The organism is Bradyrhizobium sp. Pha-3, assembly GCF_042258325.1.
Classification (GTDB): domain Bacteria; phylum Pseudomonadota; class Alphaproteobacteria; order Rhizobiales; family Xanthobacteraceae; genus Bradyrhizobium; species Bradyrhizobium elkanii.
Genome location: NZ_CP170151.1, coordinates 3,192,517 through 3,216,458 on the forward strand (window position 1 = coordinate 3,192,517; position 23,942 = coordinate 3,216,458).

Annotated in this window: 21 protein-coding genes; 14 read left to right on the forward strand and 7 right to left on the reverse strand. The window is 64.9% G+C overall.

The genetic code is table 11. The features are described from left to right. Position 1 precedes the first annotated feature (1 nt). Complete coding sequence (locus tag ACE10X_RS14875) at positions 2-373, forward strand: DUF6285 domain-containing protein (protein WP_038388011.1); 372 nt, start codon at positions 2-4, stop codon at positions 371-373. A gap of 254 nt (positions 374-627) precedes the next feature. On the opposite strand, the gene ACE10X_RS14880 is transcribed toward ACE10X_RS14875, so the two are convergent. Beyond that, positions 628-1,407 carry an enoyl-CoA hydratase-related protein gene (locus ACE10X_RS14880; RefSeq protein ID WP_028331766.1) on the reverse strand — a complete coding sequence of 260 codons (780 nt, stop codon included), beginning with the start codon at positions 1,405-1,407 and terminating at the stop codon, positions 628-630. 220 nt (positions 1,408-1,627) lie between these two features. Between ACE10X_RS14880 and ACE10X_RS14885 the strand changes: the two genes are divergently transcribed. After that, positions 1,628-2,902, forward strand: coding sequence for an acyl-CoA dehydrogenase family protein (locus ACE10X_RS14885; RefSeq protein ID WP_038388013.1), 1,275 nt, complete (start codon positions 1,628-1,630; stop codon positions 2,900-2,902). A gap of 20 nt (positions 2,903-2,922) precedes the next feature. Next, positions 2,923-3,396, forward strand: coding sequence for a GFA family protein (locus tag ACE10X_RS14890; RefSeq protein WP_038388014.1), 474 nt, complete (start codon positions 2,923-2,925; stop codon positions 3,394-3,396). Between the two features lie 90 nt (positions 3,397-3,486). On the opposite strand, the gene ACE10X_RS14895 is transcribed toward ACE10X_RS14890, so the two are convergent. Then, entirely contained in the window at positions 3,487-5,067 is a 1,581-nt protein-coding gene (locus tag ACE10X_RS14895) for a fatty acid--CoA ligase (protein ID WP_038388015.1), read from the reverse strand. A gap of 358 nt (positions 5,068-5,425) precedes the next feature. Between ACE10X_RS14895 and ACE10X_RS14900 the strand changes: the two genes are divergently transcribed. Further along, complete coding sequence (locus tag ACE10X_RS14900; protein WP_304557332.1) at positions 5,426-6,367, forward strand: IS110 family transposase; 942 nt, start codon at positions 5,426-5,428, stop codon at positions 6,365-6,367. A 54-nt stretch (positions 6,368-6,421) separates the two neighbouring features. Here the strand turns inward: ACE10X_RS14900 and ACE10X_RS14905 are convergent, their stop codons facing one another. Next, positions 6,422-7,297: an SDR family oxidoreductase gene (locus ACE10X_RS14905; protein ID WP_038386383.1), complete on the reverse strand. Its 876-nt coding sequence runs from the start codon at positions 7,295-7,297 to the stop codon at positions 6,422-6,424. Positions 7,298-7,395: 98 nt separating this feature from the next. Here ACE10X_RS14905 and ACE10X_RS14910 point away from each other — a divergent pair, with 98 nt between their 5' ends. The 3 genes from ACE10X_RS14910 to ppc all read left to right on the forward strand — a co-directional run bounded on the left by ACE10X_RS14910 (position 7,396) and on the right by ppc (position 12,938). Then, positions 7,396-8,208: a crotonase/enoyl-CoA hydratase family protein gene (locus ACE10X_RS14910; RefSeq protein WP_038386384.1), complete on the forward strand. Its 813-nt coding sequence runs from the start codon at positions 7,396-7,398 to the stop codon at positions 8,206-8,208. 149 nt (positions 8,209-8,357) lie between these two features. Further along, positions 8,358-9,902, forward strand: a complete 1,545-nt coding sequence (locus ACE10X_RS14915; protein WP_038386385.1) for an acyl-CoA synthetase — start codon at positions 8,358-8,360, stop codon at positions 9,900-9,902. Between the two features lie 243 nt (positions 9,903-10,145). Beyond that, a complete protein-coding gene (ppc, locus tag ACE10X_RS14920) occupies positions 10,146-12,938 on the forward strand; it encodes a phosphoenolpyruvate carboxylase (RefSeq protein WP_038386386.1) in 2,793 nt (930 codons plus the stop codon). A 135-nt stretch (positions 12,939-13,073) separates the two neighbouring features. Here the strand turns inward: ppc and ACE10X_RS14925 are convergent, their stop codons facing one another. From ACE10X_RS14925 to ACE10X_RS14940, 4 genes are all read right to left on the reverse strand, one after another. Beyond that, positions 13,074-14,186, reverse strand: coding sequence for an SMP-30/gluconolactonase/LRE family protein (locus ACE10X_RS14925; protein ID WP_193375435.1), 1,113 nt, complete (start codon positions 14,184-14,186; stop codon positions 13,074-13,076). A 170-nt stretch (positions 14,187-14,356) separates the two neighbouring features. Next, on the reverse strand, positions 14,357-15,271 hold the full coding sequence (locus tag ACE10X_RS14930) for an SDR family oxidoreductase (protein WP_375764283.1): 915 nt from the start codon (positions 15,269-15,271) through the stop codon (positions 14,357-14,359). A 175-nt stretch (positions 15,272-15,446) separates the two neighbouring features. Continuing rightward, a complete protein-coding gene (locus tag ACE10X_RS14935; RefSeq protein WP_038386417.1) occupies positions 15,447-16,586 on the reverse strand; it encodes a thiolase in 1,140 nt (379 codons plus the stop codon). A gap of 4 nt (positions 16,587-16,590) precedes the next feature. Next, complete coding sequence (locus ACE10X_RS14940) at positions 16,591-17,004, reverse strand: Zn-ribbon domain-containing OB-fold protein (protein WP_016841161.1); 414 nt, start codon at positions 17,002-17,004, stop codon at positions 16,591-16,593. A gap of 253 nt (positions 17,005-17,257) precedes the next feature. On the opposite strand from ACE10X_RS14940, the gene ACE10X_RS14945 reads away from it, so the two are divergent. The 7 genes from ACE10X_RS14945 to ACE10X_RS14975 all read left to right on the forward strand — a co-directional run bounded on the left by ACE10X_RS14945 (position 17,258) and on the right by ACE10X_RS14975 (position 23,930). Continuing rightward, complete coding sequence (locus ACE10X_RS14945) at positions 17,258-18,505, forward strand: amino acid ABC transporter substrate-binding protein (protein ID WP_038386388.1); 1,248 nt, start codon at positions 17,258-17,260, stop codon at positions 18,503-18,505. A 45-nt stretch (positions 18,506-18,550) separates the two neighbouring features. Then, positions 18,551-19,474 carry a branched-chain amino acid ABC transporter permease gene (locus tag ACE10X_RS14950; RefSeq protein WP_028338731.1) on the forward strand — a complete coding sequence of 308 codons (924 nt, stop codon included), beginning with the start codon at positions 18,551-18,553 and terminating at the stop codon, positions 19,472-19,474. Further along, positions 19,467-20,387 carry a branched-chain amino acid ABC transporter permease gene (locus ACE10X_RS14955; RefSeq protein WP_038386389.1) on the forward strand — a complete coding sequence of 307 codons (921 nt, stop codon included), beginning with the start codon at positions 19,467-19,469 and terminating at the stop codon, positions 20,385-20,387. Before ACE10X_RS14950 ends, ACE10X_RS14955 begins: the two co-directional genes overlap by 8 nt. After that, complete coding sequence (locus ACE10X_RS14960) at positions 20,377-21,105, forward strand: ABC transporter ATP-binding protein (protein ID WP_038386390.1); 729 nt, start codon at positions 20,377-20,379, stop codon at positions 21,103-21,105. Before ACE10X_RS14955 ends, ACE10X_RS14960 begins: the two co-directional genes overlap by 11 nt. After that, on the forward strand, positions 21,095-21,814 hold the full coding sequence (locus ACE10X_RS14965; protein WP_051003112.1) for an ABC transporter ATP-binding protein: 720 nt from the start codon (positions 21,095-21,097) through the stop codon (positions 21,812-21,814). Before ACE10X_RS14960 ends, ACE10X_RS14965 begins: the two co-directional genes overlap by 11 nt. Before the next feature lie 87 nt (positions 21,815-21,901). Continuing rightward, positions 21,902-23,251: an amidase gene (locus ACE10X_RS14970; RefSeq protein ID WP_038386391.1), complete on the forward strand. Its 1,350-nt coding sequence runs from the start codon at positions 21,902-21,904 to the stop codon at positions 23,249-23,251. Next, the gene (locus ACE10X_RS14975) at positions 23,244-23,930 is read left to right on the forward strand and encodes a DUF2848 domain-containing protein (protein WP_038386392.1); all 687 of its coding nucleotides are present in this window, start codon (positions 23,244-23,246) and stop codon (positions 23,928-23,930) included. The genes ACE10X_RS14970 and ACE10X_RS14975 overlap by 8 nt, the downstream gene beginning before the upstream one ends. Positions 23,931-23,942 lie beyond the last annotated feature (12 nt).

The window sequence follows — 23,942 nt, forward strand, 5'->3', positions numbered from 1 at the left end:
GATGCAGGACGAACCGACACCGACCGAACTGATCAAGGCCGTCGCCGATTTCCTGCGCAGCGAGATCGCGCCCGCGATCAAGGGGCACAACGGCTTCAAGCTGCGCGTCGGCATCAACGCGCTCGATCTGGTGACGCGACAGCTCGCGCTCGCCGAGGCCGGCGATGCGACCGAGGCCGCGCGGCTGAAGCAGTTGCTGGGTACCGACGGAACGCTGATGGAGCTGAACCGCGTGCTGTCGGACAAGATCGCCGGTGGCGAGGTCGATCTGAAAACGCCGGGGCTATCGGAGCATCTGTGGCAGACCACGCTGGACAAGCTCGCCGTCGACCAGCCGAACTACGCGTCCTACAAGCGGGAACTCGAAAAGTAGGATGGGTAGAGCGCAGCGAAACCCATCACGACGCGGCGAGAGCGCTGATGCGTTTGGCTGCGCTCCAACAACCTCGCCGTCGTCCCGGCGATGGCCGGGACCCATAACCCCAAATCTCACTTGTGGTGCGATGCTGGGGCTACAGCCTTTCATCCACAATTCACATAGGTGGTAATGGGTCCCGGCCTTCGCCGGGACGACGAGGGGAGACAGCCATGCGCTCACTCTCCCGCCATTGAGGTGTGGACGAAGTCTTACCGCCCCAGCCACTTCGGCGGGCGCTTCTCCGAAAACGCCTTCGGTCCCTCGATGTAATCCTGCGAGGCGGCCATCGCCTTCACCGCCGGATAGTCGCGCTGCTCGGCCAGCGCCTGCTCGAGCGAGACTTCGAGGCCCTTCTGGATCGCCTGCTTGGAGGCGCGGATCGACATCGGCGAGTTCTTGGTGATGGTCTCGGCCCAGCGCTCGGCGGCTGCGAGCGCCTCGCCCTGCGGCACCACCTCGTTGACGAAGCCGAGTTCGAGGCCTTCCTTGGCGCTGACATGGCGCGCGGTCAGGATCATGCCCATGGCGCGCTTCAGCCCGATCTGGCGCGGCAGCCGGTGCAGCCCGCCAGCCAGCGCCGCGAGGCCGACGCGCGGCTCGGGCAGGGCGAAGGTCGCATTCTCGGAAGCGATGATCAGGTCGCAGGCCAATGCGATCTCGAACCCGCCGCCCATCGCGACGCCGTTGACGGCGGCGATGATCGGCTTGTCGCAGTCGAAGCGGGTGGTGAGGCCGGCAAAGCCGCCCTTGTCCCAGCCGCGCTTGCCGCCGGCGGCCTGCCATTTCAGGTCGTTGCCGGCGCAGAACGCCTTGTCGCCGGCGCCGGTGACGATCGCGACCCACTGCTCCGGGTCGGCGGAGAAGTCGTCGAACACCTTGTTGAGCTCGAAATGCGCATCGATATGCAGCGCGTTGTAAACCTCGGGCCGCGACAGCGTCACGATGGTGATGGGACCCTTGCGCGTCACCTTGGAGAATTTCAGATCCATGTTTGCTCCCGTCGATTTTCTGCGGCGAAGAATATTGCTCTTATCCTAGCGCCTGCGCGGCGTTCCGTGCCATCCAATTACGCAAGGCGACCGCGCGCGCAAGCCTCGCTCACCTGCTTGACTTGGCGACAGGCTTCTCACCTTAATCGATCCGAACGTGGATGCGCGACAGCGTCTAGACGCAAAATCAGAATCAACAATATTTCCGGGAGAGACTGCCTTGGATTTCAATCTGCCGGCTGACCTGACAGCCTATCTCGCCGAGCTCGATCGCTTCATCGAACGCGAGATCAAGCCGCTGGAGGAGGCTGATGACAACATCCGCTTCTTCGACCATCGCCGTGAATGGGCGCGCACCGATTTCGACAAGGGCGGCCTGCCGCGCCATGAATGGGAGCTCTTGCTGCGCAAGGCCAAGAACCTGGCCGATGCGGCCGGCCATCTGCGCTTCGCGATCCCGAAGCGTTACGGCGGCAAGGACGGCTCCAATCTCTGGATGGCTGTGATCCGCGAACATTTTGCCTCGAAGGGTCTCGGCTTGCACAACGACCTGCAGAACGAGCACTCGATCGTCGGCAATCTGCCGATCGTGACCATGCTCGACCGCTACGGAACCGACGAGCAGAAGGCGATGATCGACGGCTCGATCACCGGCAAGTACCGCATCACGTTTGGTCTGACCGAGCCCGAGCACGGCTCGGACGCCACGCATATGGAAACCAAAGCGGTCCAGGCCACGCGTGACAACGTCAAGGGCTGGATCATCAACGGCGAGAAGATGTGGACGACAGGCATGCATGTCGCGACGCACTGCGCGCTGTTTGCCCGCACCTCGGGCAACGACGGCGACGCCCGCGGCATCAGCTGCTTCCTGGTGCCGGCGAAATCGGCGGGCGTGAAGGTCGAGGAGTATATGTGGACCTTCAACATGCCGACCGACCATCCGCGGGTCAGCTTCACCGATGTGTTCGTGCCCGAGGATGCGCAGTTCGGCGAGGTCGGCCGCGGGCTGTCGCTGGCGCAATGCTTCGTGCACGAGAATCGCATCCGCCAGGCGGCGAGCTCGCTCGGCGCTGCGGTCTACTGCATCAATGAGAGCGTGAAATATGCCCGCGAGCGCAAGCCGTTCGGCAAGGCGCTGGCCGAGAACCAGGCGATCCAGTGGCCGCTGGTCGAGCTCGCGACCCAGGCCGAGATGCTGCGGCTGTTGATCCGCAAGACCGCCTGGGAGATGGATCAATTGACCCAGGCCCAGGTCGAGCACACGCTGTCGGACCGGGTCTCGATGTGCAATTTCTGGGCAAACCGCCTGTGTTGCGAAGCCGCCGACCGCGCGATGCAGGTGCATGGCGGCATGGGCTATTCGCGCCACAAGCCGTTCGAGCACATCTACCGCCACCATCGCCGCTACCGCATCACCGAAGGCAGCGAGGAGATCCAGAAGCGCAAGGTGGCGGGCTTCCTGTTCGGTTACATGGGAGCCGGCAAGCACTAACGCAGAGGAGGCGGTACGACATGGAAGGTGGATGCACCTGCAGAAACGTCCGCTACCGCCTGACCGGCAGGCCGCTGATCGTGCACGCCTGCCACTGCACCTGGTGCCAGCGCGAGACCGGCACTGTGCATGCGCTCAACGCGATGTACGAGGCCGAGCGGGTCGAGCATATCGTGGCCGAGCCCGAGATTGTCGACACGCCATCGGCGAGCGGCAAGGGGCAGAAGATCGCGCGCTGCCCCATCTGCAAGGTCGCGGTGTGGAGCAATTATCCGGGCGCGGGACCCGCGGTGCGCTTCGTCCGCGTCGGCACGCTGGACGATCCGAACCAGTGTCCGCCGGACGTCCACATCTTCACGTCGTCGAAGCAGCCCTGGGTGACGTTCCCGCCGGGCGCCAAGGTGTTCGCCGAGTATTACGATCGGAAAGAGGTCTGGCCGGAGGAGGCGCAGGAGCGCTGGCGCGTGCTGCGGGAGAAGATGAAGAAGGCGTGATGCGTATGTGGCCCCAGTATCGCACCACTACGAACAGCGGTGGTTATGGGTCCCGGCTCGCGCTTCGCTTGGCCGGGACGACAGAGAGGGCTAATTCACCTGCCGGTCCTTGCCCGCCCAATACGGTTCACGCAGGCTCCGCCGCAAAATCTTGCCCGACGGGTTGCGCGGCAGCGCCGGGATGAAGTCGACCGATTTCGGTGTCTTGTAGCCGGCGATCCGCTCGCGCGTGAAGTTGATGATGTCGGTCGCGGTCGCGCTCTTGCCCGGCTTCATCACCACCACGGCCTTCACCGCCTCGCCCCATTTGTCGTCGGGGATGCCAATCACGGCCGCTTCCGCCACGTCCGGATGGTCGCACAGCGCGCTCTCGACCTCGGCCGGATAGATGTTCTCGCCGCCGGAGATGATCATGTCCTTGATGCGGTCGTGGATGTAGAGATAGCCGTCCTTGTCCATGTAGCCGGCATCGCCGGTGCGCAGCCAGCCGTCGCTATTGATCGTGTGCGCGGTGGCTTCGGGCAGATTCCAGTAGCCGGCCATGTTGGAGCCGGAGCGGGTCGCGATCTCGCCGACTTCACCCGGCGGCAGCGGTTTGCCGTCGCCGTCGAGGATCGCAAGCTCGATGCCGGGCAACGCCTTGCCGGCCGAGCGCATGCGGTCGAGCCCTTCGATGTGATCCTCCGGCGGCAGCGCGACGATGGTACCGGTAGTCTCGGTCATGCCGTACATCTGCACGAAGCCGCACTTGAAGACCTCGATGCACTCCTTCAGCAGCGCCGCCGGAATCGGGGAGGCGCCATAGAGCATGTATTTCAGGCGGGAGAAGTCGACCTGCCGCGCGCGCGGCTGCCGCACCACGAACTGCATCGCGGCCGGCACCATGAACAGCTTTGTGATGCCGGATTGCTCGAAGAAGTCGAGCACCTTGGTCGGGTCGAACTCGCGCGCGATCACGCCGCGGGCGCCGTGATAGAGCCCCATCACGCCCCAGCCGGAGCCGCCGATGTGGAAGATCGGCATCGCGACCAGCGAGACGTCGTCGGTGGTCCACCGGTTCCATTCCGGCTTCTCGGCCTCGTTGCCGCTCTGCACGAGGTTGAGGAAATTGGCGTGCGACAGCATCGCGCCCTTTGGCTTGCCCGTCGTGCCCGAGGTGTAGAGCTGGATTGCGATGTCCTTTGGCTCGATCGCAACGCGCGGGTCGTCTCCGCCCTGCGCATCGCGCCAGGCGAGAAAGTCGGGCCATTCCGGCGCGCCGCCTTCGGTCGTGATAATGGTGCGGACGCTCGGCAGCTTGTCGCGGATGTTGCGCGCCTGCGTGACGAATTCGGGGCCGACGAACAGCACGGGGGCCTTGCAGTCGTCGACGATGAAGGCGACCTCGGGGCCTGCCAGGCGCCAGTTCACCGGCGCCATCACCACGCCGGCCTTCATCGCGCCCATCAACAGCTCGAAATAGAAGTCGCTGTTCTTGCCGAGATAGGCGATCCGCTCGCCCTTCTTGACGCCCATCGCGATCAGCGCGTTGGCAACGCGGTTGGTCTTGATGTCGAACTCAGCGAAGCTGGTTTGCCGTCCCTCGAATTCATAGGCCAGCGCATTGCCGCGACTCCTGGCGCGGTCGCGCACCATGTCGGCAAGGTTGATCAGTTTCGGCGCGTCGGACATGTTTCCCCCGTGACGTCTTGTTTTGGTTGCGCGGAGTGTGGCGGCATCGCGCGCGAAAAACAATACGGGGGATGTGCACGCGCGCCGCTTCAACATCGTCGTCCCGGCGAAAGCCGGACCCATAACCACGAATGTGAATGTGGCGCGACGCTGGGGCCGCAGCGCGGTCAACAACGCTCAGTGGTGGCTATGGGTCCCTGTGTCTTGGAAGTCTGTCAGGATGTGGGTGGGCGGGAAGCCGTTGGGTCCTTGGCGCTTGACGCCGCGAGCCGGCTCGGTCTCCCGCCCGTTCCATCTATCAACCTGAACAGTTGCACGAGGCTGCGCCAACAGACCTCGCATCACAGGGACAGGCACCGTGATCATAGCTCTTCGTTACGTCGGAATCGACGTCTCCAAAAAACACCTCGATATCTTTGATGAGGCTGACGGCGTGCCGAGGCGCATTGCCAACGCGACACAGGCCATCACACAGCAGGTGGCGCGTTGGCAATGCGATGCGCTGGTGGTCTTCGAGGCGACGGGTATCTATGACCTCGCGCTTCGCGAGGCGCTGCGTCAGGCCGGGATCCAGTTCGCACGGATCAACCCGGCCCGTGCCCGCGACTTTGCACGGGCCAGCGGCCTGCTCGCCAAGACCGATCCGATCGATGCGCGGATGCTGGCGGCCTTTGCCCGGGCCATGCAGCCCGCCCCCGAGCAGGTCGCCGATCCTGCACGGGGCGCCTTGGCGAGGCTTGCAAAACGGCGGGATCAGCTGGTCCTCATGCGCGCCCAGGAGAAGAACCGGCGCAGCGAGGCCGACGATCGCGCCATGGCCGAACGCATTGGCCGCCTCATCGAGGTCCTCGACAGCGAGATCGCCGGGATCGAGGCCGACATCAGCGCATTGATTAAAGCCGAAGCGCAGATCGCGGACGATGCGAAGTTAATGCGTTCGCTGCCCGGCGTGGGTCCCGTGGCCTGCATACAGCTCATCGCGCAGATGCCGGAACTCGGGCGGGTCGGACCGAAACAACTCGCAGCGCTCGCTGGCCTTGCTCCCTTCAACGTCGACAGCGGCACCTTCCGCGGCAAGCGCAAGATTGCGGGCGGCCGAAAGCGCGTTCGTGACGCCCTTTATATGGCGGCCCTCAACGCAGTTCGCAGAGCTGATCCGTTCAAGGCCTTCTATGCACGACTGCGACAGGCCGGAAAACCAGCCAAACTCGCCCTCATCGCCGTCGCCAGGAAGCTGCTCACGGTCCTCAATGCCATGATGCGAGACCGAAAGCCGTACCTGCAGACCAAACCAACATAACAGTTGCCGGCTTTCGCCGGGACGACGGTGGTGGTGGAGGCGCAAGCGCGAGCGTCAGCCCCGCGCCGCGCGGTCCTTCTCGTTCTGGGCCTTGATCGACTCGCGCGCCTTGGTCCAGTCGTCGTCGCTCCAGTCGCGCAGTTGGTAGAAATTGCCGCCCATCGCGAGCGCCTGCGCGCCGTCCATGGCGATGGTCTCGCCGTTGATCCAGTCGCAGCCGCCGGAGATCAGGAACACCGCGAGGTTCTGCAATTCCTCCATGGTGCCGACGCGGCCCATCGGGTTCATCGCCTTGGTCCGCGCGCCGGCCTCGTCGCCGGGCTTGATGCGCTTGCTCATGCCTTCGGTCGGGATCTCGCCGGGCGCGATGGTGTTGAGGCGGATGCCGTGACGGCCCCATTCGATGGCGAGCGACATGGTCATGGCGTGGATCGCCGACTTGCTCATCGCCGACGGCACCACGTAAGGCGAGCCGTTGCGCACCCAGGTCACGGTGATCGACACCACGTTGCCGCGATGGCCGCCAGCGATCCAGCGCCGGCCCACCGCGTGCGTGACGTAGAAGGTGCCGTGCATCACGATGTTGGCGACCGCATCGAAGCCGCGCGGCGAGAGCTCCTCCGAACGCGAGATGAAATTGCCGGCGGCGTTGTTGATGAGATCGGTGAGGGGGCCGCTGGTGGTCCAGATCGCCTCGATCATCTCGTCGACCGCCATGGCGTTGCGGATATCGACGCCGTGGCTGACCACGCGCCCGCCATACTCGGCCATAAGCTCGGTCGCGGTTTCATCGCAGACGCTCTTGCGGCGGCCGCAGATATGCACCTCGGCCCCGAGCTGCAGGAACCGCGAGGCCATGGACTTGCCGAGGCCGGTGCCACCGCCGGTTACCAGCATGCGCCGCCCGGCAAGAAGCTGATCAGAGAACATGTTTCCTCCACGGGGTTGTCAGTTAATTGGTCGATTGACTAAAACCGGACAACGGCCTTTCTGTAAAGCGCCAACAAGGAACAGCGGAGGAGATTTCAATGGAAGATCGCGTTTCGATATCGATTTCGGACGGTATCGCCGATGTCCGCCTGGTGCGGGCGGACAAGATGAACGCGCTCGACGCCGCGATGTTCGAGGCATTGGTGGCCGCAACCGACCGGCTTTCCAGGGAAAAAGCCGTTCGGGTGGTGGTGCTGTCCGGCGAGGGCCGGGCGTTCTGCGCCGGGCTCGACATGGGCCGTTTCGCCGCCATGAAGGATGGCGGTAACGGAGTGCCGGGCGGCGAGAAGCGCGATCTCACGATCCGCACCCACGGCAAGGCCAATTTCCCGCAGCAGGCGGTCTGGGGCTGGCGCCAGCTTCCGGTGCCCGTGATCGCAGCGGTCCACGGTGTCGCGTTCGGCGGTGGCTTCCAGCTCGCGCTCGGCGCCGACATGCGCTTCCTCTCGCAGGATGCGCGGATGTCGATCATGGAAATCAAATGGGGTCTTGTGCCCGACATGGCGGGCACGCCGATCCTCGCGAGCCTCGTGCGCGACGACGTCCTGCGCGAGCTCACCTATACCGGCCGTATCTTCTCGGCACAGGAGGCCCAGAGTTACGGCCTTGCCACCCGCGTCTGCGACGACCCGCGCGCCGCGGCGCTCGAGGTCGCGCGCGAGATCGCCGGCAAGAGCCCGGATGCGATCCGTGCCGCCAAGCGCATGCTCAACAATCTGTCGGTCGATCCGGCGGCCGCGCTGCTCGCGGAGTCGGTCGAGCAGCAGAAATTGCTCGGCAGTCCGAACCAGACCGAATCCGTGCGCGCCAATCTGGAGAAGCGCGCGCCAAGGTTTGCGGATGCGGGGTAGCAGCCGCGCCGTCATTCCGGGGCGATGCGCAGCATCGAACTCTGGTGCGCAATTGCGCACCGGGGAATCTCGATATTCCGGGTCTGGTCCTTCGGACCATCCCGGAATGACAACCTAACTCCGAACCGACGAAAGATCGGACAACGACAATGGAAACGTCCCAGCCCTTCCTCGGCATCGTCAGCGGCGGTCGCCGGCGCGATCACACTGCGGTGGCCGAGCGCGCCGACCGTATTGCCAGCGGACTCAACGAGCTCGGCGTCAAGCCGGGCGACAGCGTCTGCATGCTGATGCGCAACGACATCGCCTTCATCGAGGCTGCCTATGCCGCGATGCGACTCGGCGCCTATGGCGTGCCGATCAACTGGCACTTCAAGCCGGAGGAGATCAACTATGTGTTGACGGATTCCGGCACGCGCGTCCTGATCGGTCATGCCGACATGCTGCATCCGCTGCGCGGTGCGATCCCGCCCGGTGTCATCGTGCTCAGCGTGCCGACGCCGCCGGAAATCCTCGCCAACTACAAGATCAATCCCGATCATCTGGCGACACCGGATTTCGCGATCGATTTCGAAGCCTGGCTGGCGCAATTCCCGCGCTACGACGGCCCGGTGGTGCCGCAGCCGCAGAACATGATCTACACCTCGGGCACGACAGGCCATCCGAAGGGCGTGCGCCGCTTCGCGCCGACGCCGGAGCAGACCGTCAACGCGGAAGCGATGCGCGCGATGATCTACGGCCTGAAGCCCGGCGCACGCGCGATTCTGCCGGGACCGCTCTACCATTCCGCGCCGAATTCCTTCGGCTTGCGCTCGGGCAAGCTCGGCGGCGCGCTGGTGCTGATGCCGCGCTTCGACGCGGAGGAGTTTCTGCAGCTGATCGCGCGCGAGCGGATCGACACCATCTTCATGGTGCCGACGATGTTCATCCGCCTGATGAAGCTGCCGGAGGAGGTGCGCCGGAAGTACGACGTGTCGTCGCTGCGCCACATCATCCACGCCGCCGCGCCCTGTCCGCCCGATGTCAAGCGCGCCATGATCGAATGGTGGGGGCCGGTGATCTACGAGTTCTACGGCTCGACTGAGTCAGGTGCGGTCACCTTCGCCAATTCCGAGGACGCGCTGAAGAAGCCCGGCACGGTCGGAAAGATCTCGCCCGGTGCCGAGCTGCGCTTCGTCGGCGACGACGGCAAGGAGGTGCCGCAAGGCCAGATCGGCGAGATCTATTCGCGGATCAAGGGCAATCCCGACTTCACCTATCACAACAAGTCGGAGAAGCGCGCCGAGATCGACCGGCAGGGATTCATCACCTCGGGCGACGTCGGCTATATCGATGCCGACGGCTACGTCTTCATCTGCGATCGCAAGCGCGACATGGTGATCTCGGGCGGCGTCAACATCTATCCGGCCGAAATCGAGGCGGTGCTGCATGCCGTCCCCGGCGTGCACGACTGCGCGGTGTTCGGCATTCCCGATGCCGAGTTCGGCGAGGCGCTGATGGCGGTGGTCGAGCCGCAGCCAGGCGTCGTGCTCGACATCGCCTCCGTCCGCGCCCAGCTGAAGACTGCGCTCGCCGATTACAAGGTGCCCAAGCACATCGAGATCCAGACCAACCTGCCGCGTGAAGATTCCGGAAAAATCTTCAAGCGCCGGCTGCGCGATCCATACTGGGATCGGGCGGGGCGGAGAATTTAGGGCCGCAAACTCGCTGTCGTCCCGGCGAAGGCCGGGACCCATAGCCACGAGTGGCAGTGTTGTGCAACGCTACGGCCGCAGCCGGCCATGCCACAGCCGCCTGTGGTTATAGGCCCCCGCTTTCGCTGGGACGACGGCAGTGGTGCACCGCCACCAAGTTCATCTTGCGCTGCGGCAAAAAAAGCGCACACTCGGGAGGAGCCGGGCAGCCTCTGGAGTAGCGAAGCCATGTCTCCCCAGGTAATGCCTCCCCAGACCATGCCGTCCGAGACGGAAATCCGCGCCGAGCGTGCCGCGGAGGTCCAGGCGCAGGAGGAGGAGGCGCGGCTCCGGAACGACATCCGCCTTTTGGGGCGCGTCCTCGGCGACACCGTGCGCGACCAGGAAGGGGCCGATGTATTCGACCTGGTCGAGCGCATCCGCCAGACCTCGGTTCGCTTCCATCGCGACGAGGACAAGCTGGCGCGGCGGGAACTGGAGAGCATCCTCGACGGCATGTCGATTGCCGAGACGCTGCAGATCGTCCGCGCCTTCAGCTATTTCTCCCACCTCGCCAACATCGCCGAGGATCAGAACAACATCCGCCAGATGCGCAGCCGCGGGCCGAGCGGGGCGCCGCGGCCGAGCACACTGGAACAGACGCTGGTGCATGCCCGCCAGGCCGGCATCAGCCCGGCCGATTTGCGCAGCTTCTTCAGGAGTGCACTCGTCAGCCCGGTGTTGACCGCGCATCCGACCGAGGTCCGCCGCAAGAGCACGATGGACCGCGAGATGGAGATCGCGGATCTGCTCGACCGCCGCGAGCGGCTGCAGATGACGCCGGACGAGAGCGAGGCCAGCGACGAGCAGCTGCGCCGCGCGGTGGTGACGCTGTGGCAGACCAATCTGCTGCGCCGGACCAAATTGACCGTGCTCGACGAGGTCGCCAACGGCCTTTCGTTCTACGACTACACCTTCCTGCAGGAAGTGCCGCGGCTGCATTGCGCGCTGGAGGACCGCCTGAACAAGGAGGGCGGCGAGGCCGGTGAACTCGCATCCTTTCTCAGGATGGGAAGCTGGATCGGCGGCGATCGCGACGGCAATCCCTTCGTCACCGCGGAGGTGATGCGCGGCACGCTGCGCCTGCAGTCGAGACAGGCACTCAACTTCTACCTCGAGGAGCTGCATGCGCTTGGCGCCGAATTGTCGCTGGCGGCGCATCTCGCCGACGTCTCGGACGAGCTGCGGAGCCTCGCCGAGCGTTCGCCCGACACCTCGCCGCATCGCAGCGGCGAACCGTATCGTCTGGCCGTATCGGGCATCTATGCAAGGCTTGCGGCGACGGCCTCTCGGCTCGAGGTCGAGACCACGCGGCCGCCGGTCGGCAAGGCCGAGCCGTATGCGAGCGCCAGGGAATTCCAGGCCGATCTCGACGTGCTCAACCGCTCGCTGATCGCGAACAATTCCAGCGTGATCGCGCGCGGCCGGCTGCGGCAGTTGCGGCGGGCGGTCGATTGCTTCGGCTTCCATCTGGCGCGGCTCGACATCCGCCAGAACTCGGCGGTGCACGAGCGCACCATCGCCGAGCTGTTCGATACCGCCAATCCGGGGATGTCCTATCTGGCGCTCGGCGAGGACGCCCGCGTCAGCCTGCTGCTCGGCGAGCTGCGCAATGCACGGCCGCTGGCCTCGCCCTTCGTGAAATATTCCGAGGAGACCCAAAGCGAGCTCGCCGTGTTCCGTGCCGCGGCCGAGGCGCATGCCAGGTTCGGGCCGGAGGTGATCTCCCAATGCATCATCTCGATGTGCCAGGGCATGTCCGACATGCTCGAGGTCGCGGTGCTGCTGAAGGAGGTCGGGCTCGTCAATCCGTCCGGCCGCAGCGCCGTCAACATCGTGCCGCTGTTCGAGACCATCGAGGACCTGCAGGCCTCAAGCGGCATCATGGACCGCATGCTGGTACTGCACGATTATCGCAAGCTGGTCGACAGTCTCGGCAGCGTGCAGGAGGTGATGCTCGGCTACTCCGACAGCAACAAGGATGGCGGCTTCGTCACCTCGGGCTGGGAGCTCTACAAGGCCGAGATCGGCCTCGTCGAGGTGTTCGAGCGCCACGGCGTGCGCTTGCGCTTGTTCCACGGGCGCGGCGGCTCGGTCGGCCGCGGCGGCGGCCCGAGCTATGACGCGATCATCGCGCAGCCCGGCGGCGCCGTGAACGGCCAGATCCGCATCACGGAGCAGGGCGAGATCATCTCGTCGAAATATTCTAATGCCGAGGTCGGCCGCAGCAATCTGGAGATCCTCGCCGCGGCGACACTGGAAACCAGCCTGCTGCAGCCGCGGCAGAGCGCGCCGCGCCCCGAATATCTCAAGGCGATGGAGGAAATTTCCGCGCTCGCCTTCAAGGCCTATCGCGGCCTCGTCTATGAGACCGAAGGCTTCGCCGATTATTTCTGGGGTTCGACCGTCATCAACGAGATCGCGACGCTGAACATCGGCAGCCGTCCGGCCTCGCGCAAGAAGACCCGCGAGATCGAGGACCTGCGCGCCATCCCGTGGGTGTTCTCCTGGGCGCAATGCCGGCTGATGCTGCCGGGCTGGTATGGCTTCGGCAGCGCGGTCGAGAGCTGGATATCCGGGCATCCCGAGCAGGGCATGGCGTTCCTTCAGGAGCTCAATCGGGAATGGCCGTTCTTCCGCACGCTATTGTCCAACATGGACATGGTGCTGGCGAAGAGCTCGATCGCGATCGCCTCGCGCTATGCCGAACTGGTGCCCGACGTCGCGTTGCGCGAGAAGATTTTTGGCCAGATCCGCCGCGAATGGCACCTGTCGATCGAGACGTTGCTCGACATCATGGGGCATGACCGGTTGTTGCAGGGCAACCCGCTGCTGGAGCGCGGCATCCGCAACCGCTTCCCTTACATGGATCCGCTCAATCACGTGCAGGTGGAGCTGCTCAAGGAGTATCGCGCGCAGAACCCGGACGAGCAGGTGCTGCGCGGGATTCAGATCACGATCAACGGGATCTCGGCGGGGTTGCGGAATAGCGGCTAGCCACAGCGTCGTCCCGGCGAACGCCGGGACCCATAACCACGACCGGGAGTGTCGTGAGCGATGTGGGCCCCAGCTTTCTTCAGCTATCAACAGCGGTGGTAATGGGTCCCGGCGTTCGCCGGGACGACGGTTAGGTCAACAGTTGTGCGCGCCCTTCGTCTCCACATAGACCGCGTAGAGCGACTGGCTTGCGGTCATGAACAGGCGGTTGCGCTTCTTGCCGCCGAAGGTGAGGTTGGCGCAGGTCTCCGGCAGCAGGATCTGGCCGATCCGCTGGCCGTCGGGCGCAAACACCTGCACGCCGTCATAGCCCGGTCCGACCCAGCCGGCGCCGACCCAGATGTTGCCGTCGACGTCGACACGCAGGCCGTCCGGGAAGCCTGACTTGCCGTCCAGCGTCATGTCGATCAGCGTGCGCGGGTTGGAGAGCTTGTCGCCGTTGAGGTCGTACTGCCAGACGATGTTCTTGGCGTTCGGGTAATGCGTGGTGCCGGTGTCGCAGACATAGACCTTCTTGTAGTCGTGGCTGAAGGCGATGCCGTTCGGCTTGAACGGCTCGTCGGCGACCTTGGTGATCTGGCCGGTCGCAGCATCGATGCGATAGACCGCTTCCTTCTGGTAGGGCTGCTTCGATCCCGTGTTGGCCAGTTGGCCCTCATAGATCGAGATCGCGCCATAGCCGGGATCGGTGAACCAGATCGACTTGTCGTTGGGATGCACGACCATGTCGTTCGGCCCGTTGAGCTGCTTGCCATTGGCCTGCTCCGCCAGGGGCGTGACGGTTCCGTCGTGCTCGTAGCGCACCAGCCGCGTGCGCTCGGCGGTGATCTGGCGGCCCTCGAAATCGAAGGTCGAGCCGTTGGCCTCGTTCGACGGCTTGTGGAATTGCTCGGAGATGTGGCCGTCATCGTCGAGATAGCGCAGCTGCCGGTTGGCCGGGATATCGCTCCAGACCAGATACTGGCCCTGCGCGTTCCAGGCCGGGCCCTCTGCCCACAGGCAGCCGGTGTAGAGCCGCTTGATCGCAGTGTTGCCGACCTTGGCCTTGAAGCGCTTGTCGTCGATCACAACGATGTCTGGATCGGGATAGCGCTGCGGTTCCGCGTTGGGGCCGAAGTCGCGCGCTGCGGCATCGGATGCGGCCATCGCGGTTGCAGCAAGCGCGGTTGCGCCGCGCAAGATTGTCCGACGGTCGAACGCCTTCGCACCGTCGCCCTCGTGTTTCTGAATGTTGCTTGGATTTATCACGAAAGTCCTCCCAGGCTTTTTTGTTATCGGGAGGACGATCATACCCCCGCAATTCTGGCACAATGCGGGCACGCCATGATGAAACAACCAAAGAGTGTGTCGCCCCCGCTGTTTCGCGGAGGCGACCAGTTCATAAAACTGTCAGATCAGATCGGAGGATCGGATCAAGTTCAGATCGGATCCCAGGTGAAGACGTCGGCCGAGCGGTCGAGCTTGGCGAACGATCCCTTCAGCGCCGGCATGCCGTGTTCGGCAATGGTCTCGGGCGTCCAGCCTTCGCCGCGATGAACCGAGCGCACCGGACGATGCTGGCCGAACAGGAAGATCTCGTTCATGCGCACGCCGAAGATTTGTCCGGTGACGTCCTTGGCCGCGTCCGAGAGCAGATAGGCGCAGACCGGCGCGATCTTCTCCGGGCCCATCTGCTTGATCTTCTCGACGCGCGCCTTCTCGGCGTCGGTCTCGGTCGGGATGGTGCCGATCATGCGGGTCCAGGCGAACGGCGACACGCAGTTCGAGCGCACGTTGAAGCGGCCCATGTCCAGCGCGATCGATTTCGACAGGCCGACGATGCCGAGCTTGGCGGCGGCGTAGTTGGCCTGGCCGTAATTGCCGATCAGGCCGGAGGTCGAGGTGAAGTGCACGAACGAGCCCGACTCCTGCTCGCGGTAGATGCGTGCCGCGGCGTGGCTGACATAGAACGAGCCCATCAGATGTACCTTGATGACGGCCTCGAAGGCTTCCACGCTCATCTTGTGGAAGATCATGTCGCGCAGGATGCCGGCATTGTTGACGACGCCGTCGAGCCTGCCGAAATGATCGGTCGCGGTCTTCACGATCTTGCTGGCGGGGATCGCTTCCGCCACCGACTCGAAATTGGCGACCGCGGTGCCGCCGTGCTTCTTGATCTCCTCGACCACTTCCTCGGCGGGCGCGGCACTCGAGCCGCCGCCGTCGGCTGCGCCGCCGGGATCGTTGACCACGACCTTGGCGCCTTCCGCCGCGCAGAGCAGCGCGATCTCGCGGCCGATGCCGCGGCCCGCGCCGGTGACGATGATGACTTTATCCTGCAGTGATTTTGCCATGTCGGTTCTCCTGGTGTCTTGCTGACCTCGCCCCGCTTGCGGGGAGAGGTCGGATCGCATCGCAGATGCGATCCGGGTGAGGGGGACTCTCCGCGAGTCCGAGTATGTGGAAGCGGCCCCTCACCCCCTCCCTCTCCCCGTAGGAACGGTGTGAGGGAGGAGGCGAGCAGCTCGCTCATTTCTCGTTCGTAAAGATGATCGTGCCACTTGCGGCGAACATGCCGCCGACGCCGTGGCAGACCGAGATCTTCGCGTTCGGCACCTGCGCCGGCGCGATGCCGCGCATCTGCCGCACGCTCTCCTGCAGCGCGTACATGCCGTACATGCCGGAGTGCATGTAGCTGAGGCCCCCGCCATTGGTGTTGAGCGGCAGCTTGCCGCCCGGGCGGGTGTTGCCGTCGGCGATGAACTTGCCGGTCTCCTCGTACGGCATGAAGCCGAGGTCGCCGAGGCCGTAGAGCGGCAGATGCGCGAAGGCGTCGTAGATCATCAGATGATCGACGTCCTTGTGGGTGATGCCGGCCTCGTTGAAGGCGAGGGGGCCCGCCACCTTGAAGGCGCGCGATGAGTCGAACGTCTTCATCTGGCTGACCATCGGCGTTTCCACGCTCTCGCCGGTGCCGAGGATGTAGACCGGCTTGTTCGGGAAATCCTTGGCGCGGTCGGCCGAGGTGAGGATCAGCGCGCCGCCGCCGTCGGTGACGAGGCAGCATTGCAGCAGCCGGAACGGGTAGGCGATCATCCGCGAGTTCAAGACGTCGGCGACCGTGATCGGATCCTTCATGGTCGCGCGCGGATTCTTCGCCGCCCATTCGCGCTGCACGACGGCGACCATCGCAAGCTGCTCATGCGTGATGCCGTGCGTCTTCATGAAGCGCAGCACGGGAATCGGGAACATGCTCGGTGGCCCGTAGACGCCGAACGGCGATTCGAACTGGCCGTTGAGGCTGTCGGGCGCGGTAAAGCGCGGCTGCTTGCCGATCATCGACTTGCCGCTTTCAGCATGGGTGATCAGCACCGTCTTGCACAGGCCGGCCTCGATCGCGGCGGCGGCGTGGCGGACATGCAGCATGAAGGAGCAGCCGCCGACCGAGGTGCCGTCGACCCAGGTCGGCGTGATGCCGAGATAGTGCGCCATCTGCTGCGGGGTCTCGACCGCAGTAGCGAAGCCGTCGATGTCGGACAGCTTCAGGCCGGCGTCCGCGATCGCATTCAGCGCCGCGTCCGCGTGCAGCTGGATCTGCGACATGTTCGGGATGACGCCGAGTTCGGTGGTTTCGGCCGCACCGACGACGGCAACCTGGTTCCTGCGCATCACATTACCCCTTTGCCGGACGGAACAAGGGAAGGGTGATCTTGTCGTCGAGTGCCTCGAAGGCGACCTCGAGCCGCATGTCGAGCTCGAGCGCTTCCGGCGTCTGCGGACAATCGATGATGTTGCTCATCATGCGCGGGCCTTCGTCGAGCTCGACCACGGCGATCGCATAAGGCGGCGTGAAGCCGGGCGCGGCGGGACGGTGGTTGATGACGTAGCTGTAGAGCTTGCCCTTGCCGCTGGCCTTGAAGATCGAGACCTTGCGCGAGGCGCAAGAGGGGCAGAACGGCCGTGGCGGAAAGTAGACATTGGCACAGGCATCGCAGCGCTGCAGGCGCAGCTCGCCGGCCTTGGTGCCATCCCAGAAATGCTGGGTCTCCGGTGTCGGCTTTGGTTTCGCGCGCGCGGGCTCGGCCATGTCTGATGTCTCCTCCCGAAATCGTTACGATCTTGATGCGACATTGAACCAAGGCCCGTCAACGGTCCATCCATGCTCCGCGCAGCGGCCTGTGCCCCGCGCATGCCGCATATTCCGCCCCTCGCACAATTGCTAAGGCCGCGATGCTTGTGTCGCTCCGATCCGGCGCGTAGAAGGGCCGCGTCCAAGATACGTTCAAGACACGTTCAAGACACGTTCAAGACACGTTCAAGATAGCCGGGAGGAACATATCATGCTGAGGATCATCGGCGCGGCACTCGCTGCCAGCCTCGCATTTGCCACGCAGGCGATGGCCGCCGACGCACCGTCGGAGATCAAGATCGGCACGCTCTATGCGTCGTCGGGGCGCTACGCCTCGATCTCGATGCCGGTCTACAGCTCGTTGAAATTGTGGGTCGAACAGAAGAACGCCGAGGGTGGCGTGTTCGTGAAGGCGTTCGACAAGAAGATCCCGATCAAGCTCGTCTCCTATGACGACCAGAGCAACACCGCGACCGCCGCGACGCTTTATAATCAGCTCGTCACCCAGGATAAGGTCGACCTTCTGGTCGCCGATTCCGGATCGGTGCTGACGGCGCCCGCGGTCGCGATCGCGCGCGACCACAAGATGTTCCTGTTCGACCAGACCGGTACCGGCGCGAGCTTCTTCTCCAAGGACAATCCCTACATAGCGCTGATGGCCGATCCGGTGTCGACGGTGTGGCCGAAGCCGGTCGCTGACTTCATCAGCCATGACGGCCCGGGCCTCGGCATCAAGAAGGTCGCCATCCTCTATTCGACCAACGAGTTCACCGGCACCCAGGCCAACGCGTTCCGCAAGTTCGTCAAGGAGTCTGGCGCGCCGATCGAGATCGTCTATGACCAGGGCGTTCCGACCGAGACCACCAACTACAACGTCATCATCAACAACATCAGCAACGCCAATCCGGACGCGGTGATCCATTTCGGCTATGCGCCGAACGACATCGCCTTCCTGCGCAACGTCCAGGACGTCGGCACCAAGTTCAAGATGCTGTTCGCGATCTATGCCGGCCTCGAGACCGAGTTGCTCGAGAAGAATGTCGGCGCCAAGGGCCTCGAGCACATCTGGACCTATGTGCCGCCGTCCGAGCTGGATTATCCCGTCAATTTCGGGATGAACATGAAGGATTTCCGCGCCGCCTGGACCAAGAAGTACAACGACGGCAAGATGGAGTTCGGCTTCAACGCGGTCGCCGGCTACACCACCGCGTTGGTGATCGAGAAGACGCTGTCGGTTGCGACCAGCCTCGAGCAGATGGAGCTGCGCCGCGCAGTGTTCTCGCTCAGCGGCCAGCTCAAGACGCTGGACGGCACCTTCGCGCTGGACGAGACTGGCGGCCAGATCGGCGAATTGACGCCGCTCGGCCAGCTCACGGTCGACGAGCACGATCACATCAAGTTCGTCTCGATCTATCCGCACGAGACCGCCACCGGCAAGCCGATCTATCCGGCGCCGTGATGCGAGTGAGTGCGGCGGGCGTAACCTTCGGCAGCGAGCGGTAGCATGACCTATGCGCTCGTAGCCGGCGTGCTGTTCGGGCTGTATTTCAGCCTGGTCGGCATCGGTCTCAATCTCGTGTTCGGCGTCATGCGCATCGTCAACCTTGCGCATGGCGACATCCTGATGCTCGGCGCCTTCATCGCGCTCGGCGTGGTCGGCATCGCCGGCATCGACCCGCTGTTCGCGGTGCCGCTGGCCTTCGTGGTGTTCGTGCTGGTGGGCGTGCTGCTGTACTGGGTGCTGGTGCCGCGGCTGCAGGGCTCGGCCAATCCGGAAATGCTGTCGATCATCCTGTTCTTTGGCCTGTCGCAGGTGATCGAAGCCGTCACCACGATCTTCGCCGGCACCAGCGAGCGCTCGATCCAGAGCCGGCTGCTCGGCACCGTGTTCACGACCATCAAGGTCAAATGGTTCGGCGGCAAGGCCGGCGGAGCAGGGCCGATCCAGATTTTCGGCCAGGGCTTTCCCGCGCCCTGGGTGATCGCGGCCATCACCAGCCTGATCGCGATCGCGCTGGTCTACCTCTATCTCTACCACACAAGGCTCGGCACCCTGACCCGCGCGGTGATGTCACGCCGTGACGAGGCGCTGGCGACGGGCATCGATGTCGATCGCGTCTCGGCGGCGGCGTTCGGTATCGGGCTTGGCATCGCGGCTGTCGCCGGCGTGTTCGCGCCCTTCATGTTCGGCTCGGTGACGCCGGCGTTCGGCGCCGACGCGACGGTGACGTCGTTTGCGATCGTCGTGCTGGGTTCGCTCGGCAATCCGCTCGGCACCGCGCTCGGCGGTGTCGTCTACGGCCTGTGCTACATGCTGGTGCAGACCTATCTCAGTTCCTGGGCCGACCTGCTGCCCTATGTGTTGTTGATCGTGATCCTGTTGTTGCGCCCGAGCGGTCTGCTCGGAAGGCGGGTGCGCGTTGCATAACGCCTCGAAGCACCTGCTGTTCATCCTGGCGCCGCTGGTGGTGGTGTTCGCACTGCTGCCCGGCGTCTATCAAAACCATCTGCTGCTGTTCAACTTCGTGATCTTCCTGATCCTCGCGCAGGGCGTGAACATCATCTATGGCTTCACCGGCTATCTGCCGTTCGGCTATGTCGGCTTCTTCGGCGCCGGCGCCTATGGCTTCGCCATCATGGTGATGCATCTGCAGACGCCCGCACCGCTCGCCGTGCTGGTCGGCGGCGTCGTGGCGGTTGCGCTCGGCCTGTTGCTGACGCCGCTGCTGCGGCTGTCGGGCGCGTATTTCGCGATCGCCAACCTCGCGGCCTCGCTCGCGGTGCTGCACTTCGTCGCCAACCCGGCGCTGGAGGGCATCACCAAGGGCCCCTACGGCGTGTCGCTCACCGGCACCTTCAACCCGACCCATGCGTACTATGCCGCGGTCGTCGTGATGGCGCTGACGGTCGGCGCGGTGGTCTATCTGAAGAACTCGCCGTTCGGGCTGGCGCTGCAGGCGGTGCGCGAGGATGCGGTGTCGGCCTCGATGGCCGGCGTCAATATCGTGAAGATGCGGGTGATAGCCTGGCTCGCCTCGGCGCTGGTCGCGGGCCTCGCCGGCGGCATCTACGCCTGGTACGTCTCGGTGTTCTATCCCGACAACGTGTTCTCCGGCGAGTTCAGCATCTTCGCGATCGTGTTCGCGCTGTTCGGCGGCGTTGCCACCATCACCGGCCCGATCGTCGGCGTGTTGATCCTCTACGGCATCTACAATCTGATCGGCTTCACCACGCCGCAATACTTCCAGCTGATCTATGGCCTCCTGATCATGGGCCTGGTGCTGTTCCTGCCCGCAGGACTGGTGTCGCTGGCAACCCGCAGGGGGTGGCATGTCCCCTGAGAAAACCCCGATCCTCAAGGTCTCGAAGCTGGTGAAGCGCTTTGGCGGCTTCCACGCGCTCGATGGCCTCAGCTTCCACGTCGTGCCGGGCGAGATCCTCGGCCTCGTCGGTCCGAACGGCTCCGGCAAGACCACGGCGATCAACGTGATCTCCGGCCTCTACGCGCCCGATGGCGGCGAGGTCGTGTTCGACGGCGCATCCGCCGGCGGCGTCGCCTCGCACAAGCTCGTTCACCGCGGCATCAACCGCACCTTCCAGGTGCCGAAGCCGTTCCTGTCACTCACGGTGCGCGAGAACATCCAGGTTGCGCTGGCCTATGGCGGCGCGACCGGTGCGCCGTCGATCGCCGAACTGCTCGAGGATTTCAGGCTGAAGGAGGTTGCCGACCGTCCGGCCGCCGATCTCAACAGCGCCCAGCAGAAGATGCTCGATCTGACCCGCGCGCTCGCCACGCGGCCGCGGCTGCTGCTGCTCGACGAGCTCGCGGCCGGCCTCAACCCGGCGGAGCTCGACTGGATCGCCGGCCGCATCAAGGCCCTGGCCGCGACCGGCATGGCGATCATCGTGGTCGAGCATCTGATGGGCTTCATCGAGCAGATCACCGACCGCGTCATCGTGCTCAATGCGGGCAAGGAGATCTTCGAGGGCACGCTCGCGACCGCGGTGCGCGAGCCGCAGGTGATCGAGGTGTTTTTGGGAGGCGAGCATGCCCACTGATGCGGTGCCGCTTCTGGACACGAGGGGCGTCGATGCCGGCTACGGCACCATGCAGGTGCTGTGGGGCGTCGATCTCGACGTCCGCCCCGGCGAGACCGTGCTGCTGCTCGGCGCCAACGGCGCGGGCAAGACCACGTTCCTGAAGTCGCTGGTCGGCCTGATCGAAGCCCGCAGCGGCCACATCAAGCTTGGCGGCGAGGACATCACCAGGATGCGCTCGTCGGACCGGATGAAGCGCGGCATGACCTATATGTCGGAGCTTGCGGTGTTTCCCGACCTGTCGATCGAGGAGAACATCCGCGTCGGCGCGCAGGCGCTCGGCCATGCCAACCCGAGCGCGCGGGTTGACGAACTGTACGGCCTGTTCCCGGTGCTGCGCGACAAGCGCCGCGATCCCGCGTCCAGCCTGTCCGGCGGTCAGCGCAAGATGCTCGGCATCGCCAAAGCATTGTCGGCCGAGCCGAAGCTGCTGGTGATGGATGAGCCCTCGGCCGGGTTGTCGCCGCTGTTCGTCAAGGAGGTGCTACGCGCCCTGTCGAGCCTGCAGGGCCGCGGACTGGCACTCTTGATCGCCGAGCAAAATATCGGTTTTCTCGAGATTGCCACCCGCGTATTCGTGCTGGAAGGCGGGCGTATCCGCTTCTCCGGCACGGTTGCCGAGATGAGCGGCAGTGAAGAGCTGCACCGTGCGTACTTCGGATTGAAGTGATACGAGGTCGAGGCTGGCGCACACTGGAAATCCGCCCCGGTTCGCGCAACAATTAGTGCAAGCCATGCAAGCCGTGAAGTGAAAGCCATGCCCAAGAATCCGACACTCGCCTCCCTTGCCGCCGATCTCGCCAGTGGCGCGACCTCTGCCCGCAAGCTCGTCGAGCAGTGCATCGCCAGAATCGCTGATCCCTCGGGCGAGGGCCAGCGCACCTTTATCCATGTCGACCGCGACGCCGCGCTGGAGGCCGCCGACGCCATGGACCGGCTGCGCAAGGCCAATGCGGCGCCGTCGCCCTTTGCCGGCATCCCGGCCTCGATCAAGGATTTGTTCGACATCAAGGGGCAGGTGACCCGCGCCGGCTCCCGGGCGCTGGAGGATTCGGCGCCGGCGGAGGCCGATGCGCCGGTGGTGGCGCGACTCAAGCGCGCCGGCTTCGTCGTGATCGGCCGCACCAACATGACCGAGTTCGCCTATTCCGGCATCGGCATCAATCCGCATTACGGCACGCCGAAGAGCGCCTGGAACCGGAGCGTCGGCCACGTGCCGGGCGGCTCGTCCTCGGGGGCGGCGGTCTCGATCGCCGACGGCATGGCGTTCGGCGCGCTCGGCACCGACACCGGCGGCTCCTGCCGGATTCCGGCGGCCTTCAACGGCATCGTCGGCTACAAGCCGACGCAACGCCGGATTCCGCTCGCGGGCGGCGTGCCGCTGTCGTTCACGCTCGACAGCTACGGCCCGCTGGCGAATTCGGTGGCCTGCTGCGCCGCGCTCGACGCGGTGCTGGCGGATCAGCCGGTGACGCCGGTCACGCCGCGCCCGGTGAACGGCATGCGGCTCGCGGTGCCGACCACGGTCGCGCTCGACGACCTCGACGATGCCGTCGCGAAAACCTTCGAGCGCGCGCTCGCTTCGTTGTCGCGCGCAGGCGCCTTGATCGAGCGGATCGAGGTGCCCGAATTGCTCGATGTCGGCGTCATGAACGCCAAGGGCGGCTTTGCCGCCGCCGAAAGCTATGCCTGGCACCGCTTCCTGCTGGCCAGCAAGGGCGACATCTACGATCCGCGCGTCGCCGTACGCATCCAGCGCGGCGAGGGCTTTCCGGCGGCCGACTATATCGATCTGCTCAACGCGCGCCGCTCCTTCGTCGCCCGCACCGAGAAGCGGATCGCGCCCTACGATGCGATGGTGCTGCCGACCACGGCGAACCTGCCGCCAACGATCGCCGGCCTCGCCGACGACAAGGCGTTCGCCACCGAAAATTTGCGCGCGCTGCGCAACTGCACGCTGATCAATGTGCTCGACGGCTGCGCGATCTCGCTACCCGCGCATCGCGAGGGCGACGCGCCGGTCGGACTGATGCTCGCCGCCGCGGGCGGTTCGGATCGGCGCATTTTCGAGCTCGCTGCCGGAATGGAGACCGTGATCCGTGTTTGATCTCACCTTCAATGTCGACGACAAGGGCGTCGCCACTCCGCTCACACTGGAAATCAGGCAGGCCGTGATCGCCGGCTGGACCGGCCGCGATCCGGTGGCGCGCGACAAGCATATCGCCGAGCTCGAGGCGCTCGGCATCGCACGGCCCGCGACCACGCCGATCTACTACCGCTGCTCGGCGCGCCGGCTCACCTTCGCCGATGCCATCGAAGTCTGCGGCGAGGATTCGAGCGGCGAGGTCGAGTTCGTGCTGATCGGTTGGCAGGGCCGCATCTTCGTCGGCTGCGGCTCCGACCACACTGACCGCAAGGTCGAGAGCTACAGCGTCACCGTGTCGAAGCAGATGTGCGACAAGCCGATGGCGTCGGAGCTGTGGGAACTCGAGGATGTGATTGATCACTGGGACCAGCTGGTCCTGCGCTCCTGGGCGGTGATCGGCGGCCAGCGCGTGCTCTACCAGGAGGGCACGCTGGATCACATGCTGCCAGTGAAGGACCTGATCGCGCGCGGCTTCGACCAAGGTGCGCTGCCCGACGGCTGCGCCATGTTCGGCGGCACCTTCGCCGCCAAGGGCGGCATCCGCCCGGCCAGCCGCTTCGAGTTCGAGCTCGAAGACCCGGTGCTGAAGCGGAAGATCAGCCACGGCTACGACGTGATGACGCTGCCGGTCAGGGGTTGACCTTTCACCGCG